The organism is Echinicola marina (genome assembly GCF_020463795.1).
Classification (GTDB): Bacteria; Bacteroidota; Bacteroidia; order Cytophagales; family Cyclobacteriaceae; genus Echinicola; species Echinicola marina.
The window spans coordinates 3625530-3643783 of the sequence record NZ_CP080025.1 but is presented as its reverse complement, the minus strand read 5'-3'; the positions used below and the strand labels follow the sequence as shown (position 1 = coordinate 3643783).

General features: G+C 42.4%; 13 protein-coding genes. 7 read left to right on the top strand and 6 right to left on the bottom strand.

Annotation, left to right across the window (positions count from 1 at the left end):
* Window positions 1-1108: 1108 nt before the first annotated feature.
* Window positions 1109-1348 (top strand): DUF6520 family protein, encoded by a 240-nt coding sequence (locus KZP23_RS14740; RefSeq protein ID WP_226332553.1) that lies wholly within the window; start codon window positions 1109-1111, stop codon window positions 1346-1348.
* Window positions 1349-1719: 371 nt separating this feature from the next.
* On the opposite strand, the gene KZP23_RS14735 is transcribed toward KZP23_RS14740, so the two are convergent.
* From KZP23_RS14735 to KZP23_RS14720, 4 genes are all read right to left on the bottom strand, one after another.
* The gene (locus KZP23_RS14735) at window positions 1720-3084 is read right to left on the bottom strand and encodes a RagB/SusD family nutrient uptake outer membrane protein (RefSeq protein ID WP_226332552.1); all 1365 of its coding nucleotides are present in this window, start codon (window positions 3082-3084) and stop codon (window positions 1720-1722) included.
* Window positions 3085-4365: 1281 nt separating this feature from the next.
* A complete protein-coding gene (locus KZP23_RS14730) occupies window positions 4366-7587 on the bottom strand; it encodes a SusC/RagA family TonB-linked outer membrane protein (RefSeq protein WP_226332551.1) in 3222 nt (1073 codons plus the stop codon).
* 12 nt (window positions 7588-7599) lie between these two features.
* The gene (locus KZP23_RS14725; RefSeq protein WP_226332550.1) at window positions 7600-9189 is read right to left on the bottom strand and encodes a TlpA family protein disulfide reductase; all 1590 of its coding nucleotides are present in this window, start codon (window positions 9187-9189) and stop codon (window positions 7600-7602) included.
* Between the two features lie 755 nt (window positions 9190-9944).
* On the bottom strand, window positions 9945-10097 hold the full coding sequence (locus KZP23_RS14720; RefSeq protein ID WP_226332549.1) for a hypothetical protein: 153 nt from the start codon (window positions 10095-10097) through the stop codon (window positions 9945-9947).
* A 319-nt stretch (window positions 10098-10416) separates the two neighbouring features.
* Here KZP23_RS14720 and KZP23_RS14715 point away from each other — a divergent pair, with 319 nt between their 5' ends.
* From KZP23_RS14715 to KZP23_RS14690, 6 genes are all read left to right on the top strand, one after another.
* Window positions 10417-10674: a helix-turn-helix domain-containing protein gene (locus KZP23_RS14715; RefSeq protein ID WP_226332548.1), complete on the top strand. Its 258-nt coding sequence runs from the start codon at window positions 10417-10419 to the stop codon at window positions 10672-10674.
* A 321-nt stretch (window positions 10675-10995) separates the two neighbouring features.
* On the top strand, window positions 10996-11913 hold the full coding sequence (locus tag KZP23_RS14710) for an IS1595 family transposase (RefSeq protein ID WP_226332547.1): 918 nt from the start codon (window positions 10996-10998) through the stop codon (window positions 11911-11913).
* Between the two features lie 35 nt (window positions 11914-11948).
* A complete protein-coding gene (locus KZP23_RS14705) occupies window positions 11949-13337 on the top strand; it encodes an AAA family ATPase (RefSeq protein ID WP_226332546.1) in 1389 nt (462 codons plus the stop codon).
* Complete coding sequence (locus KZP23_RS14700) at window positions 13337-14218, top strand: hypothetical protein (RefSeq protein ID WP_226332545.1); 882 nt, start codon at window positions 13337-13339, stop codon at window positions 14216-14218. The genes KZP23_RS14705 and KZP23_RS14700 overlap by 1 nt, the downstream gene beginning before the upstream one ends.
* A gap of 26 nt (window positions 14219-14244) precedes the next feature.
* Complete coding sequence (locus KZP23_RS14695; protein WP_226332544.1) at window positions 14245-14577, top strand: hypothetical protein; 333 nt, start codon at window positions 14245-14247, stop codon at window positions 14575-14577.
* Window positions 14578-14970: 393 nt separating this feature from the next.
* Window positions 14971-15777 carry an IS110 family RNA-guided transposase gene (locus KZP23_RS14690; RefSeq protein WP_226332543.1) on the top strand — a complete coding sequence of 269 codons (807 nt, stop codon included), beginning with the start codon at window positions 14971-14973 and terminating at the stop codon, window positions 15775-15777.
* 32 nt (window positions 15778-15809) lie between these two features.
* On the opposite strand, the gene istB is transcribed toward KZP23_RS14690, so the two are convergent.
* Complete coding sequence (istB, locus tag KZP23_RS14685; protein WP_226332542.1) at window positions 15810-16535, bottom strand: IS21-like element helper ATPase IstB; 726 nt, start codon at window positions 16533-16535, stop codon at window positions 15810-15812.
* Between the two features lie 29 nt (window positions 16536-16564).
* Window positions 16565-18112, bottom strand: coding sequence for an IS21 family transposase (istA, locus tag KZP23_RS14680; RefSeq protein ID WP_226332541.1), 1548 nt, complete (start codon window positions 18110-18112; stop codon window positions 16565-16567).
* Between the last annotated feature and the right edge of the window lie 142 nt (window positions 18113-18254).

The following is an 18254-nucleotide window of genomic DNA, read 5'->3' as shown; positions in this document are numbered from 1 at the left end:
GGACTTAAAATAAGAAATGTTTGTTATATGTTTTGGATATGGAGGGGTTTGTTTACGGGAGATTGTTGTTGAAGTACGAGGAATGAAGTACGAAGTTTGAAGTGAGGGAACCACAGATCGGCACAGATAAACACAGATATTGATTTTTATCAGTCTTGAGTAGGGAGTCTGGAGTATTAAGTATAAAGAATAAAAACCACAGAGGGCACGGAGTTCGCTGAGGGCCCAAAGGGTGAGGTATGAAGTACGAGGTACTTGGGTACGAAGTCGGGAAATTTGAGTCTGGAGACTCAATTTTAATCGTCCCGCAGCTCAGCTGGCGGGACAACCGGGAGTCTGGAGTATTATTAGATAGGTTGTACCAAGTCTCCGACTTGGTACTCGTTAACATTGAGTCTCCGACTCTAATATAAAGAAATGCGGAGTCAGAGACTCCTAGCTATTTGATCCCGCGACAGAGTCGACGGGATAACAGCGTGTGAGGGGTATAAAGTACGAAGTTTGAAGTGAGGGAACCACAGATCAGCACAGATAAACACAGATATTGATTTTTATTAGTCTTGAGTAGGGAGTCTGGAGTATTGAGTAGAAAGAATGAAAACCACAGAGGGCACGGAGTTCGCTGAGGGGCCAAAGGGTGAGGTATGAAGTACAAGGCAGGGGTGCGAAGTCGGGAAATTTGAGTCTGGAGACTCAATTTTCATCGTCCCGCAGTACAACTGGCGGGACAACCGGGCGGGACAACCGGGGTGGTTGGACTATTGAGAAGTGAGAGGAAGTACGAAGTATAAAGTATAAGGTACGAAGTGGGAAGCTTGAATTAGATTGGGGCATTACAAATGCCTATTATCGGTGAGTCTGGATTGCAAATCCAGACTAGCAAAGGAAATAGCTGAGTCTGGAGACTCAAGTATCATCGTCCCGCAGTACAACTGACGGGACAACGGATCATAAAACATTTGCCCAACCCTTGGGAAGGAAGTATTAGATAGGGTTAGCTTTTTTCCCCGGCAATGAAAGGAGGATGCCGAAAATCCTGAAAAAGAGTAGGCAAAAAGCAACCATAAACGTTAAGGGATTTTGATGGTTAAAAATCCCATTTTCAACCATGAATAAATTTTTGAAAAGTTTGCCAGCATTGGCTTTTGCATTGGCTGCCTCTGTAGCTTTTGCTTTTAATATGGCGGATGAAGGTACCTTGAAGCACCAAGATGAAGAGGGTAACTGGATTCCCGTTGAAGGAAGTTATCAATGTGATCAATCAAGTGAGACTTGTACAGCCTTGTTTGATGAAAATGATAATATGATTTCTGGTTCTGAAGTTGAAGGTGAGTTTGTTCAACTATGATTTTGGATTACAGGTGGGGGGGGGCTCCCCCACCTGGTTTTTATTAAATATTCATTTTTTTAATCTCTTGTACTTATTGAACACTTTAGCAATCAAGTCTGTTTTCTAAACTTTATTCTTCATTTCTTTTATTCAGAGATTAGTTTGTTTTTAATTGCCTTCATGAATACTGAGCATTTATCTTAGATGAAAAGAAACGAAGCAAAGAAAAATCAAGACACAGCTAAAGCTTCTTCCCGCAAGGCCAACGCTGGCCCGCAGCTGTGTCGACCCGCCCTCTAGGTTAATAATTATAATTTTTGCACTTATGTGATAGCGGATAATCAAAAATTCATTTTTAGAATTCTTGGGTTGGTTGATTTTTGGGATTGTTATCTGGGGTTTTGTTTTATGCCGCTTAGGGCGATTTCATCGTCGGGGATGGGAAAGGCGTAACGGGAATCGTTTGGTGCTAAGGTATAGTTGCCCTCTTCCAATTGCCGGCTTAAAGTGATCTCTTCGCCTTCTATCAGATTCAGCCTTTTGAGGTCTCCCCATCTTATCCCTCTCATCAGCAGTTCTTTCCTTCTCTCCACCATGATCATTTCCAATAGTGCCGCCCCTGTTTTGTCTGTTTCCTGATACGTACCTTCCTTAAATCGTTTTGACAAAAGCGCGTTGATATAGGTTTTAGCTTCTGAATCATTTCCTAATCGGGCATGGGATTCGGCCAAATTTAAGTACACTTCATCTGTGGCCAGGCCACCAAAAAGATTGACCAAATCAGTATACTGTCCCCTAAATGAATGATAATCGCCCTTGTCCTGAAAGAAGAGTGTAGCCCTGAGGTCATCTTCATGGTAAGCGTTTACCAGTTCCGGATCGACCGAGGCGCCGGAGCTAAAGAAATAGTATGAGTTGAACAGCAATCCACTATGGTATAAAACCTCTTCGAAGTGCCCTATAAAAGGTCTTGAAGGACTGCTATCTACCGAATTATAATCCAATAAGGTGTTTTTTATTACTAGTGCTTGCTCACCAAAATCAATAGCATTCTGAAAATCTCCCATATATAAATATACCCTTGAAAGCATGGCCAAAGCTGCCACACGTGAGGGCCTGGTTTTATGGGGAGAGGTATCCCCTAGTAGCGGAAGGGCATCCACCAAATCAGCTATGATCTGATCCATGGTTTCTTTTAGGTTTGCTCTGCTTACCTCTTTCTTCACATCTGATACCAAGCGGATCGGAAGACCCAAAGTATTTTCCGCGTTTTGAGGATCGTATGCCAAACAAAATTGGCGTGCCAGTCCGAAATAGGCATAAGCCCTATAAAAGAGTGCACTGCCTTTCAAATCTTTCCAGTCGGTCTGCTGTTGTTGATTAGCATCGAACTTTTCGAGTTCATCCAATACCACATTGGCATATAATACCTGCTCGTAAGGAACTTTCCAATCTGAGGTATAGCCACCTTCATAAATGTCCTTTGCCCAGATATAAGTGTTTTTCTGCAAAGGAGTCAGTCTTTGTAATCGACTGGGCAAAAGGAGGACATTATCTGTAGCCGCTTCCCCTAATGCGGGTTCAGAGTTCATTACCTGGGTGGTATTGTCCAAAAGTGACCTCAGTTCGGAGAGGCTTTTGGGAATGATCAGGGCCTTATTGGGCTTTTCATCTAAGAATTCCTCACAGGAAGTCAATAGATGGATGATGCTGATGATCATGATGGTAAGGATGAGTTTTGATATGTTTTTCATTTTTTTTGTATTTAGTCGTTAGTATTGAGTCTTGAGTAGTTAGTATTGAGATTGTTTTTGTTGGCGAGCCGTATCGTATCCGTCATTGCGAAGGAGGACGAAAGAGCCTGTCCCGATCCCCATCGGGAACGACTGTGGCAATCCTGTCTGCCGAAGATGAGATTGCTTCACTTCGCTTCTCTACGTTCGCAATGACGTTTATAGGATTCGAGATTGCCACGTCGCATGGCTCCTCGCAATGACGTAAACATGATATGAGACTGCCGCGGACTCCTTAGGGTCGTCCTCGCAGTGACGTATATAGTGGCAATCCCGTGTTTCGAAGGTGAGACTGCCACACCTCCTGCGCCGGTTCGCAGTGACGTTTTATTTTTTGTTCTTTCTACTAAAAAGAGTCCCGGTTTCCCGTCTGGAAACATTTCCCGTTGATTTTGATGATATTGTGTTTTCACATATGAAGAAATTGCGCGGTAAGGGACTCGATGATAGTAGTCAGATTATAGTATCAAGTAGTTAGATGATTTATGGATGCGAGATTGTTTGGTCTTTATTACTTTGATTAGATTTTAGATTTGAGCCTGCCTGGCTTAAGACAGGACATTAGATTTGAGATTTGATTTCGGTCGCGAGGTCGTATCGTATCCGTCATTGCTGTTATGGTTTCCATGTCAATTAATTACCCCCTAAATCCCCCTTGAGGGGGACTTCTTGATATCGTAACCAAAATCGGTTCTTCCCCCTTCAGGGGGAGGTTAGGTGGGTGTAAATTCTTTCTTCTTTTCTCTTTTTTCCATCTTGCTACTTGATACTTTCATCTTGATACTCAAAAAAGCTCCGCCCACCTGTTTATGTGTAACCCGGTTTATAATTTGTTTAAAATTGAACATTGATTGATTTGGTGGACGAAGCTGTATTTTCATTGCATTTAGTGATTTGATTTGTTTGATTATATAGCGTTTAGTTTGGGAGTCTGGAGGCCTGTCTGCTGCCAGGAAGGCTCCCTTTTAGTTGAGTTCCAAGTCACCGCTTTGCTAGAGACTTGGAACAGCGCGAGATCAAGTATCACCCTGAGCGGAGTCGAAGGGGCCTTCCTACCATTGATGTTCTTTATTGTCATCCCGAGGTATCGAGGGATCTCTTCCAATAACGATTAGGAAAAGAGATCCTTCCTTTGTCAGGATGACATCGAATTGTAGTCTTTGGTAAGGCAATCCCGTGTTCCGAAGAGGAGATTGCTTCACTTCGTTCGCAATGACGGATGGATCGCAATGACGTAGCATTTTAAAAGCTTGCCTTTACTCCTACTGCTATACTCCTTAAGGGTTTGGCTGTACGGAAGTCGGGGTCCAGGGGGTCGTCTTTGGCGGATTTCCATATGATCCCGAGGTTATTGGCGTAGGTGTAGAATTCTGCTCTTTGGAAGGGTAAGGCAGGTAGCCTGCTTTTCTCCAGGGTATAGCTGAACCGAATATCTTGTAAGCGGATATGGTCGGCCTTTTCCACCAGGCTTTCTGAGTAAGCATGGAAATTGTCGCGCTGTGGATCCCTGCTCTCTGGAAGTGAGGGAATCTGTGTCCTTGCTTCATCACTGGGTTCTTGCCAGCGCCTATAGTAATCGGCATGCCCCCCTTGCCCCTGCATGATGGTATTATAGCGTACTGAAGGGCGACGATAGTAATATCCCAAACGGTAAGCGATATTAAAGGAAAGACTGAATCCTTTATAGGCAAAGGTGTTCCTAAGGGCTCCAAAGTGGGTAGGCTTTGCTGATCCGTTATAGATAAGGGTCTCTGGCGAGGCACTGTTAATGATGGCCGTATAGTCTGTGCTTTCCTGACCGTCCAGATAGCCCATAGGATCACCTGTTTCGGAATCGAGGCCAGCCCATGGGAGACTATAAACTGCCAAAAGCGGCCTGCCTGTCATGGGAAAAACGATATTGGTACCTTGGGCCCCTGCTCCCTGGCCCAAGTATTCCAAGACACTGCCTTCTTGCTGATAATCCAGTATTTTTTCATCCACATGGGAGTAGATCAGGTCCGTATTCCACTGGAGTTTTCCGTTCAGATTGCTAGAACGCAGTTGGATGTCCCATCCTTTTGTACGTGTAGCGGCAAAGTTTCCCCTGAATGATTCAATCCCCGTATTGGGAGCAAAGGGCATCTCCCCTATCAGGTCATCTCCGGCTTTTCGGTACCACTCCACTGATCCAGAAATCCTGTCCTCCCAGAGGTCAAACTCCAAGGCTAGATTGAGGATTTTGATCCTTTCCCATTGCAAGTCCGGGTTAGGCGGATTGGTCAAGGTGGAAACGGTAAGACCAGAATAGCGGTCCACGCCGTACACCCTGGCGGTGGTAAAGGCTGTCACGCCTTTGTGCACATTACCGTTTTCCCCGTAGGTGGCCCGCAATCGCATATAGTCTATCCATTTGCTTTTCATAAATGGTGCTGCAGAAAGGACATAGCCAGCGCCCACCGACCAAAGCGGTACAGCCTTTTGGTTGGCATCTACCCCAAAGAGGTTGGAAGCATCTTTTCGGGCACTGGCGGTCAAGGTATATTGCTTTTTGAAGGCATAGGCCAAATTGGCATAATAGGAAATGAAATTGTCCACCGTTCCGGTATTCCCTGTCCCATAGGGGATATTATTGGAGATGGCGTTACGGTAATACTGGGGGAATCTGGAGATATAATCCACGGGATAGTTATTGCCAGTTTCGGGATCGTAACCATAGAGGATATTGGAGAAGCCCTCTGAACGTGCCGACCTGGCCTCATAGCCTGCCAGCATGTCGAGATCATGTTTATCGTTCCAGGTATTGTTATAAGCCAACTGTGCACGTAATGTATGGGAATGACTGGAAAGATCGCCTAGGTCCATGATCCCGCCTCGGGGAATGGGATAGGTCAGTTCCCCCTCATCACCTTGCTGGGTAAAACGGTTCACCAGATTGCGGGCATAATAGGAGGCTTCATCCGCAAAATTACGGGTAGTGCGCAAGTTGGTCCAATACTGGTAACGGAGGCTTGCCTTTAGATTTGAATGCAGTTCAAAAGACAGACCTGTTTGGAGTCTCATGTCCAATTCCTTACGGCGGTTATCAATGAGGTGGATTTCCTCAAGAGGAGCAAAAGACCAGTCCAGCAGTCCTGCCGCTTCTGCATCCCTTTTAAAGCTTTCCCTGAAATCCTCTGTAATGCTCAGGGGATTTCCTGCCTTATCAGCCAATTGGGCATAAGGATAAAGTGGCTGGAGCCCATCAAAGCGCAATGCCTCCGGTCCCGTATTATTGGCCACACGGGTAGCCTGTACGATATAGATCCCATTTTCCCATTGCAACCTGTCCTTTAGAAAACGGGTCTGATGGCGTGCCTGTATGGTAAAGCGTTCCTGGTAGTTTTCCACCAAGTTTTCTTCTTTCCTGTCATAGCCCAAAGAAAGGTAATAGGTCTGTTTTTGGCTACCGCCAGAGAGACTAAGGTTATGCTGCTGTGCCAGACTGGGGCGGTAAAGGTAATCCCTATAATCTCTACGGACATCAAGGGCCTTATAATTCGCTATACGTGCATCAGCCTCTTGAGGAGAGAGCAGCCCATCCCTGGCCGCAATCAAGGTTTCGATGACCGGGGTGAGAGGTTGTTTGTCATTGGCCATTTCTGCACTTTCATAAAATCCCTGCTCAAAGAGCCTTTGCTCCCAGTCCACATAGTCGGCCGTATTCAGGCGGGGCAGGTAAAATGAATCAGGACGTTCTGCCACGGTGAGATTGGTATTAAAGGAAATCCGTGGACTTTGGTCACGACTGCCCTTTTTGGTGGTGATGACGATTACGCCATTTCCTGCTCTTGCTCCCCAGATGGAGGCGGCTGCTGCATCCCTGAGCACGGTAATGGCTTCCACATCATTGGGGTTAATGTTTTCGATAGGCCCATCATAAGGAAAACCGTCCAGGACTATCAGTGGACTAGCATCGGCGAAGATGGTACCACGCCCACGGATGCTGATTCGTTCGGTCTTGGAGCCAACGCGGTTAAAAACCAGTCCGGGAGTGACATCCTCCAAGCGGTCGAGTATATCAGCCCCTACCCTCCTATTGATCAATTGCTTGTCCATTTGGACAAAGGATCCCGTGGCCCTCTCCTTTGGCAGCTCCTGATACCCCGTAGAGACGACTTCCACCGCCTGCAGTTCACTCTGTGAAGGATAAAGTAGGATGTTAAGAGCTTCCGAAATGGGTACTGTAATAGAAAGCTCCTTGGTTTCATAGCCCAAATAGCTCAATACCAAAGTATATTCACCTGCATCAAGATCAATGGAGAAACGACCCTCGGCATCTGTAACCATTCCTTTATTCGAGTCTTTGATCTTGATCGTCGCGCCTGGCAATTCCAATCCAGATTCCCCATCATGGACGGTCCCGTATAGGGAATGGCTTTCCATAGACTGCGCATATAGCCAGTATGGTATAGATAATAAGAAAATCAGTATAAGCTGTTTCATAGTCGTTAGGGGTTATTTTAATAATTCATTGATTTTGCTAATCAGCATTTCCGGGGCACCGTTCAGTCCCCTACTAGTGACCAGGTTTCCATTCTGGTCGATCAGCATCTGTGAGGGTACCGCATTGAGATGGTAATACCTGAAAAAGGGATGTGATAGTCCTTCAAAGTGGGCATTCAGCTGAATGGCGTCTGGGTCACCATATTTTCCTGATGACCTGCCCTGCTGCCATCTCGTTTTGGATTTATCAGCAGAAAGAGAAATCATACAGACCTTTGGATGATCCTTGAAGTGTTTACTCACCTCTTCCAGGCTGTTTTGGTAAAACTTGGAGGAGGCCGTACAGCCCGTAAACCAGGAGTTGAGCAGGACAACCTTCCCTTTAAAATCTCCGATGCTTACTTCATTCCCAAGGCTATCCACCATGGTGAAATGCTGGACGGGCTTCCCTGGGGCGAGCCTTTTATGGAAGGCGGTCAACTGGGACTTTAGGTCTGAATTTTCAATCTTTGAAAGCTGTTCAAGGAATCTTTCTGAGTGCTCCTGTCCTGTGCGGTAAGCCCGATAAAGGTATTTGGCCATAGCCCAGTCCCTTTCATTGCCTTTATGCAGCGCGGTGATTGCCTCCGGTAGGGTACATCCCATCAGTTTTGAATAAAGGCGCGCTTTTTCATACAAAAAGTCCGTATAAGCTTCCGGAAAGGAATTGGCCTCCAAGCTTAGCGCATGGGGCAAGTCCAGTTTCATCAGCTCCTGCAGGATGGATGGGAAAAGCTGGTCATGTCCTTTCCTTTTGGCATAAGTATGGATATTGCTTAAAGTGCGGCAACGGATCCTTATCATCCCGGCAAGGTATTCCCCTTCCAGTCTGGACAGAAAGCGCTGTGATAGATCTCCGCGGTAATTATCCAAAAGACCATTAAGCTTTGACATTAGGTCAATAAGGTCTGTGTCGGTTTTATACTCCCTTAGCATCTTTTCAGGATCGATCAACTCCACCAATACCTTTCTCCCGAAAATGACATCTTGATTGGCTATAAAGTTGGTTTCTGAACTTGGGTCAGCAAATAGCTCCCCTTTGTCATAGGTGAAGATCTTAACGGGGGAATTCAATCGCTCCTGCATCCGTATGCTTTCCCAATCCTTTTGGATCTGGAATTTGAGGGCTGCGGGGCCTGCAAAATATTTGGTGGCCTTGCTTTCATCAATAAACAGCTTGATACTGTCGCCGGGACTGACCAAGTATTCGTCCAGCCAGGTTCTGCCATTGGCAGTGATGCTCAGGTAGGAAGGGCCCGCAATTTTCTGGTGATAATGAAAAGTCTGTTTGCCATAGGCTCCGTTTTTCAAGGTGCCTCTTTCTGGTAGGATTGGGCTAAAAAGGAGATTAGGTGCATCCATTTGTATGTCCACTGGCTTTTCCCAGAGGGAGATTTCAATGGTCTCGACAGCCCTGATGGCCTTAATCTCCCCATACACCACCACCGGAGCCGGAGCAGTTTCCGACCCCTTGGTGGCGGGAGGTGAAGCAACCTGACTATATGTTTTGCTTCCAAAAAGGCATAGGTATGCCAGGAAGCACGTGAACGTTGTTTTTTTCATGCTTAAAATGCGGTTGTGTAGAAAGGGTTGGGACAAGACTCGAAGTCTTGTCAGAAGCTAGATACTAGACGCTAGATACAAGACTGGATTTCGGAGGCGAGGACGCCCTCAAACCCGTCATTGCGAAGGATCCGCGCAAGCGGAGACTGTGGCAATCTCGTATTTACCCCCTAAATCCCCCTGAAGGGGGACTTATCGATCTCGTTAAGGAGATCGGTTCCTCACCCTAAAGGGGGAGGTTAGGTGGGGGTAAATTACCGTCTTAGAGTATATAAATCTCCCCGTCCAATACGTACTCCAAAGCTTTCGGCTTTTGTCTTTCGACCTTTAGCTTCCTTCTTTCTACATTCATTAAGAAATTGATTAAATCCCAGTGCTAATAAAGCACCAGGCCAGGCTGCCCTACCAGACGCGAGGGGCGTCCCCCAGGCGAATGCAACCAACGAAATTGTAGTATGGAGTATATAGTATTGAGTATTGAGCTCGTTTTGCCTATGTACTCCGTTATGTAAAAATTTGATACCGTTTTCTGTTAGCAGTACAATTGGTAATAGCCTCAAAAGATTATTGTTTTACCAATAAACAGAACTTTATCGCAATCGCTAACAAAGCTCATGACTCAAGACTCCTTACTCACTACTCATTTAACAATAGGTTTGATAGTGGTTTATTTATTTACGGTATCGATATATGGGATAAGTATTAGTATCAAGACAAAAATCGAGTCTTGAGACTATCTACTATCATCTTGCGACTTAGATAGGATTCTTCGGTTTGCGGCGGAAGACCAGGTCGAAGATGGTAATACCGGACTGCTGAAGGACAAAAACTGATGATTTCTGTTCCTTACCGGTCGGTCTTTCCATCCAAAGGTCAAACGCTGAAAAATGTTTTGTTATCTGTTCCATAGATATGAGATTAATATGGAACGTCTCCGAAAAATAAGGCATTAGCCAAAAAAGATGGCGTGGCCTTAAACTTCATATCTAAGAGGTACTGGTATACCTTGGAGAATACAGAAGTATAAAGCTCACGCCAATGGCGTGAGCAATTTACACCTATTTGTCTCTTTCTCCAATTTGAAATTACCAGTTTCCTTAGATAGAGACGCACTTATTTAGTGTAAATGCTGTCTAAACTTTTTTATTTACTCCAAATATAATCCTTTTATTTAAATACTCCTAAATAGGAGTATTATATTTTACTAAAGCTCAAGTAATTGCCTTAATGGCAAAGAAAACTGAACTAACCGATAGAGAGCAAAAGCTTTTAAAAGCAATTGGAAACAAAATGACTGAACTACGTCAAAAAGAGAATTACACTAACTATGAGAATTTTGCATTTGACAAAGGAATCAATCGCAGTCAATATGGTAAATATGAAGCTGGCAATGTTGACCTTCGAATTTCAACGCTTCTAAGAGTCATTGAAAAATATGATGGAATGACATTGAAGAAGTTCTTTTCAGAAATTGATTTTGATTAATTTCAATAACAATTACTAAACTTATTGATGGCTAAATTTACTTATCTAACTCACATTCGCGTTGAATACATAAAAAAATACCCCACTTAGTGTATTTTATTTTTATGATCTATACTTAACTTTGAGCGTTTTTCTGAATTGGTATTATAGAGTTAAAACAATTCAGAAAAAGATTTTATTTTTAAAATATAGGATTTAAATAAATTCGGAATAAAATTTATGTGTATCCGTAAGAGTGCACGTAATAAAATATGACAATACGTGTCATTAAATTTCAAGGTATCAGGATAGTTGTTTTCTTGCATAAAAACAAGAAAAGCTATGAACCTTATAGAATTTACGGGCCATTTCCCAGATGAGGAAAGTTGTGAACAATACATCAAGAAATACCGTGAGAAAAGCGGTATACGGTGCAAAAACTGTGAGAAGATAACCCGACACTATTGGTTTGCCAACGGCAGGTTTTTCGAATGCAGCAGTTGTCGGAGACGTTCTTCTCTTAAATCAGGGACGGTAATGGAAAACAGCAAGCTTCCGCTCCGTATCTGGCTATTGGCCATGCTGTTTATGTCGGCGACCAAGAAAGGGTTTTCCTGCCTTGAGCTCCAGCGGCAACTGGGGCTTAGCCGATATGAGACCACTTTCCGTCTGATGCACAGGATACGGTCAGCCATGGGACAACGAGATGAGCTTTATATCCTCAGTGACATGATTGAATATGACGAGTGTTATATGGAAACCGTACAGGAGAACCAGATCTTGGGTCAGCTTAAACGTGGAAAAGGCAGCCAGAAACAGACCGCAGTAGCGGTGGCGGCCGAATCGGTACCCTTGGAAGACCTGGATTCCGGGCAGAAAACAAAGCGCTGTGGCTATTTCAAAATGAGGGTCATGGACAAAGTGGACTGCGAGAGTGTCAATGCCTTTATCCGGGCCAATACCGTAGGGGATGTGGTACTGTTTACAGACAAGAACACGGCCTACTCGAAAATAGAGGAAGTGGTGGCCACCCATTTGGCCGTTCCATCGGGAAAGGAGTCCGTAAACGACACCTTAAAATGGGTACACAAAGCAATCAGTAATCTTAAAAGAACCCTGTTGGGGGTATATCACATGATAACTTATAAATATTTACAGAACTATTTAAATGAGTTTGTTTACAGATTGAACCGAAGATATTTTGGCAAAGGACTCTTTGAAAGGCTCGTTATTGCGGGCACTTACCCATACGTGCAGTAAAACGGATACACATAATAAAATTTAATTAATATATAATGTTTAAATATTCCTTAGATAACTTTAGAAGTTATTGTAACCAATCATTTGATTTTTCTCGTGTCAACATTTTAATTGGTGAAAATAGTGGTGGAAAAAGTTCTCTATTAAAATCGCTACTAGCACTTAAACAAACTGTTGAATATCCAGATATTAGCAATTTAATCTTAAATGGGAAATACGCAGATTTAGGCAATTTTAAAGAAACAATTAAAAACCAAGATGATAGGAAAAGTCTCTCTTTTTCCTTTTCATTCAAAGATGAATTACCAGGTTTTTTCAACTATTTTTTCCTAGAAGAATTCCAAAAAAGAAACCCAGAAAAATCTAAAAAAATCAAAGGATATGTAGGAAAAGCATTTAAACATGAAACAATTTCAAAATTTATTATAAACAATAAATTAGAAGACCACACTTCAATTAAATCTATTTTTGAAAATAAACATCTCGGAAAACTTGAAATTGAATATTTAAATGAAAAAGAGAAAGGTGATGAAGAATTTGATCTTCTCACTAGAATTAAGACTTGTAACTTAATTTATTCTAATTCTTCAAGAAATGAGAAATTTATATTTTCTAATGTAGAATATAGCAAACGGGGATTTTTAACTTTTATTGATCCTCAGTCATTTAGAAGGGAATGCGAGAAATTTGAAGATGAGGAATTATTTTATGAAGTTGGATTATTTTTAATAAATCAAAATTTAATTGAATACTATCTTGATAATATTCAATATTTAAATCCACTTTCATCTACACCTAAACGTATTTATCTAAATAAAGATTCTCAAAGTGAATACGAAAAAGCTGATCTAGATAAGTTCACTAATCTTATAACGACCAATCAAATTTCAAAAGAAAAAATTAACAAATTCGATAAAATTCTAAAGGAATATGGTATTGCAGATGGGATCAAGGTTTTTAGTTCGAAGAACCTTCCAGTTTCAGAGCTAAGAGTTAAAATTAAGAATTTAGTAAGTAATATATATGATGTGGGCTATGGAGTTTCTCTTCAAATTCCCATGATATTTGAGGCATTTATTGCAGAAAATGAAGGAGGAAAGACATTCATTATTGAACAACCAGAAGTCCATTTGCATCCAAAACTACAAGCCAAATTCATAGAAACCTTATTAAAACTTGGGGAAAAAAACAACTATATTATTGAGACTCATAGTGAACATTTAGTAAGAAAACTACAGGTAGTTGTAAAAAATAAATCATATAGTGTTACAAATAAAGAAGTAAAGGTTTTTTACTTTTCAAGAAATGAGGATTCATTTGAAATATCCAACCATGATTTTGACAATAATGGGATTATGAATAAACAGTTTCCAAGTGGCTTTTATGATAATTCCTATCTTTTAACTAAAGAATTAATGTTTTAATGAATATAGTTATAGATAAAGAGCTACTTTTTGAATATTTTAAGCTCTTAAAGCCAGGTAGCAAAAATGAAAAGGAAAATTTCCTTTTAGGAACTATTCATCATAATAAGAATAAATTTAAAATTTCATCAAATTATTTAAAAGTATTAGAGAATTATTTTAAGGATAAAGGAATAGGATATGAAAACATTTTTCAATCTTTCATAACCAATTATTATCAAGAAAAAAGAATAATTAGTTTTACTACTTCGAATACAAAATCAAATGAGGAAGATGAGTTAATTAATGCTTATGATTATGATTTAAAAGACTTTTGCTTTTGTCTTATCAAATCGAAAAGAATTAGAATCATAGAAAGCATACCTAATGGATTATCTATTTATGATGATATAAAAAAACCAAATATAAATTGGACTATACTGGGTTTAAGTTCTAGAACATTATTAAGTTTAGATTATTCTAATTTCAAATCAAACGATGAAATAAGTTCTTTTTTCCTATCTATTTCCAAATTGCCAAGAATTGATAGGACCGTTCATATTGTAGATAGTTATTTTAATGTTAACACATTTAATTCTGTTTATTTACCATTTAAGAATTCTACCAAAGTTAAATGTTATACTAAACTAGAAAATAATAATTCAAAAGAACTTAATAGAAACACCATTAAATCCTTTTTTGGAAAATCAAAAACAACGGTATTCTTCTCGACAAATAAAAGAATAACACATGACAGAAAAATTAAACTTGGATACCTTATTATTGAACTAACACATGACCCAGGTGAAGTAACTCAAAACAATTTGAACTGGACAATTTATTTTTCAATTTGCGAAGAAAAAACAAAACTGTTTATTGATAAAACCTCTAATTACAAATAATTATTCACACCCCGACTGGCTAGAGTATGCCCCGACTGGGTGGAGTATGTCACTTCCCTTTACTGATTGTAGCAATTGGATTTGACTTAGTGGCTCGATTGGCAATCTCCAAACCTGAGATAATTTCACAAACCGTGGAACAATTACGAGCGAATCCCGAGATTAAGAGAGCTATTGGCTCCTACGTAGGTTTTGGCTACAATGAAATTGAACTTAGCCAAATTAAAGAATTACCAGCCCACATGGCCTTTACCATGTACGGGAATGAAGCCGAAATAAGCTTATCCGTATTAATTGACTCATCAGAACAGGTATTTGAGATTAAGGAATATCGAATTGATAGTTTAATAAAAAAGTAAATTAGGCACATAACAAAATGAAAGCAGCATGGCTGCTTAGTTTGAGGAGGAAGCATTTATGCTAACAAATAAGATAATTAAGCACGGAAAGGACCTTCTCAAGAATCGTCACGCTACCTGCTCCAACCGTTATAGGGCATTCCCCCTACTTTAAAAAGTTGACTTCGTATGCTAACGGGCGAGATGGATAATCAGCTTTTTTTGCTAAATTCAATCACTCTCTGCAAGGCCGATTTTAGAACTGTCGCTCCCGTCCCTCGGGAAGCACGGGCGTCATTCTGGTTGGGATGCTTGCGATGACCTCAGTGGCGGTGCCGAGGCTTCGGCAACCCCGTTCAGAATATTTTCTTGCCAAAAGCACATCCTCAGAGAGTACTAAACCCTTCAGGTCTTATGGAACAAGAAATCATCTCCATGGAAGTCGTCAACCCTCAGGCTGCGGGTATTGACGTCGGCAGTCGCTCCCACTGGGTTGCAGTGGGCCAGTCCGAACAGGACGTTCGGGAGTACGGGGTGTTCAATCAGGATTTATTTGCCATGGCAGAATGGTTGGGGGAAAAGGGAACGAAAACCATTGCCATGGAAAGCACGGGCAGCTATTGGCAAAATCTGTATGCGATGTTGACTGCCAAAGGTTTTGAAGTGATCCTGTGCAACGGAAAGTTCACCAAAAACATCAAGGGCAAGAAAACCGACGTGAAGGACTGTCAATGGATCCAGAAACTCCATACCCTTGGCCTGTTGACCGGAAGTTTCCTTCCCGAAGGCAAAACCGAAGAGCTTCGGACCTATTGTCGCCATCGGGCAAACCTTCTTCACTCTGCCGCCTCAGCATCAAAGAAAATGCAGAAATACCTCCGGCTGCTCAACTTTCGGTTGGATGTAGTAGTCAGGGATATCTGCGGACTTACCGGACTGCTGATCATCCGGGCCATCTGCGAAGGGGAAACCAACCCGCAGAAACTTGCTTCCCTGCGTCATGGAAACTGCCGGAAAAGCGAAGAAGATATAGCCAAGGCCTTGCAGAGCAATGGAAGAAAAGATTACCTGTTTGCACTGAAACAGGAGCTGGAGACTTATGATCAGACCCAGGAAAAAATCGCCCGATGCGATAAAGAGATCGAGAAGATGCTGGATGATATTGTATATTCCGATGATCTTGACCACCAATCCGGTCATCCTGACCACCCTTTCAATTAGGGTTTTCAGTTACCGTTTGGAGGCTGTTAAAGTTATTGTTTTTTTCTCATTGATTCTCCTTTTAGCTCGATTCTGTGTGCGGTGTGCACCAGTCTGTCGAGAACAGCGTCGGCTATGGTACTGTCACCTATGGTTTCGAACCATTTTGTAACCGGAAGTTGTGATACCACTATTGTTGAAGCCCTTCCATGGCGGTCTTCTATGATTTCAAGCAGGGCCATTCTTGCCATTTCATCCAGTTGCTGAATGCCGAAGTCATCCAGGATCAATAAATCCTGTTTTTCTATTCTCGCTATCTCTTTGATATATGAGCCGTCAGCTTTCAGCATTTTGAGTTTCGGGAACAGCTTGGTGGTATTATAATATTGGGTTCTGACCCCTTGCATACAGGCTTGGTTTCCCAGGGCCGAAGCAATGTAGCTTTTGCCGGCCCCTGTTGCTCCTGTGATCAGTATGTTTTCTTTTCGTTTAATAAAGGACATATCAGCAAGTCTGAGGACCTGCATTTTATCCAGCCCCCGGTTTGGAGAGAACTCAAGCTCTTCAACAGTGGCACTGTACCTGAACTTTGCCGTTTTGTACAGTCTGTTGATTTTCCTGTTCTCTCTTTCTTCCCATTCTGCCTGCAAGAGATGGTTTATAAGCTCTTCGGGATTGAGATCATGATGTTTGTTGCTGTCCAGAATGGTTTTGTATGCTTCCATCATTCCGTGAAACTTCATTTTGGACATCTGGTTCAATGCGATGCTCTGTGTCATAATTGTGTGATCGGTTATATGTTTGATAATTACCTGAAGCTTTCCGCTCCCCTTATGTTTTCGTGGTCAACTGATTTATCGGACTTGTTTTCAGTATCTAAAGGGATTGAATCCATCCCGCTGTTGAGTATTCTGGTGATGACCGAATAATTATAAGTGTTGTAGTGTTTGGCACGTATTACTGCGTTTATGAGCCTTTCCCTGCCTGCCTTTTTATCATATCCCAAAATCCCCAGACAGCTTTTATAGGCCTGTTCCGGATACGGGTAACTGTCGAGGATAACCTGTAAATAATGCCGGACTTCAGGATGTATCCCTTTTGCCCAGTTCAGGAAGAATTCAGGGTTCCAGTCACTTACAAACCTGTGGGCTGAAGGCATATGGTCCTGGACCGTAGTGTATCCGCGCTCCTTAAGGCTTCTTTTATGAAAAGCGATCCTTTCCCCATCGTAGAAAACAGAAACGTAACTGGCTGAGTACACAACCTTGACTTTTTTGCCGATATACCTGTAGGGAATAGAATAATAATGGTTTTCAGGGTTCAGGGATATGTGGGAGGTTTTAGTGACGGTGGCATACTTGAACTGTTTGAGTTCATATCTTTCGGCAGGCAGGGGGGCCAGGGTTCCCTTTTCTTCCCTGTCGAAAAGCTCCTTCCTTGTTTCCGGTCTTTTCTGGAAAGGGGTATTGTTATGGATATTGAGGTAGTGCCGTATATCCGCATTCAGTGTATTGATGTCATGGTAAACTTTGTTTCTGAGCGGGGCGTATATCCTGCTGTAGACAATGCTGACGGTCTTTTCCACCAAGGCCTTGTCCTGCGGCTTCCTGCTCCTTGCCGGAAAGACCACACAGCCGTAATGGTTGGCAAAGTCCAGGAAATCGGGGTTGATGGCCGGTTCATACTTGTCGGCTTTGGTGACCGCGCTTTTGAGGTTGTCGGGCACCAGGGCCCTGGGAACACCGCCCAGGTAATGTAAAGCATTTTCAGTGGCTGCTATGAAGTCTTCTTTTCTTTGGGAGGGAATGGCTTCTACATAGCTGTATTGACTGGCTCCGAGTGTGGCAACATACACTTCCAGATCAGTGAGTTCACCTGTTACAGGATCTACTATGGACAGCCTATCACCCGTAAAGTCTATATAGAATTTATCTCCCGGAACATGTTCAATTCTCATACTGGCAGATAGACCGGTACGCCACTGCCTGAAGCTTTCACAGAACTGTGAGTAACTGTATCCGTCAGGATGTTTTTGTCTGTATTCTCCCCACAGGACCCAACGGTTCACACCGGTCCGTTTAAGCTCCGGTTCCATATAGGGAAAAAAAGATATAAGCTCCTGGTACCGCTCCCCTGAAACATGGTCCGGATCAGAAAGTAGGGCATCAAGCTCTTCGTCATTCATGGACAAAAGCTCTCCGTAAGAAAAACCTTTGGAATCAATCAGCTGAAGGTACTTCTTGACCGTGTTCCGGGCAATTCCCAAGGTTTTGGAGATGGTCTGCAGTGCCATTCCGTTGTCACGGTGGCGAATTATCTGTTTGAGATTACTCATGGTTATCGTTTTTCCTGCCATGCTTTACGGTTGGTTTTAAATCAACCGTAAAGGAAACGATAACTGAAAAATTAAAGGTGGTCAATAATGTCATTCTGGCCATTCTGACCACTTAAAGTGGTGGTCAACATGGCCGGATTGACAGTGGTCAATATCACCGGAA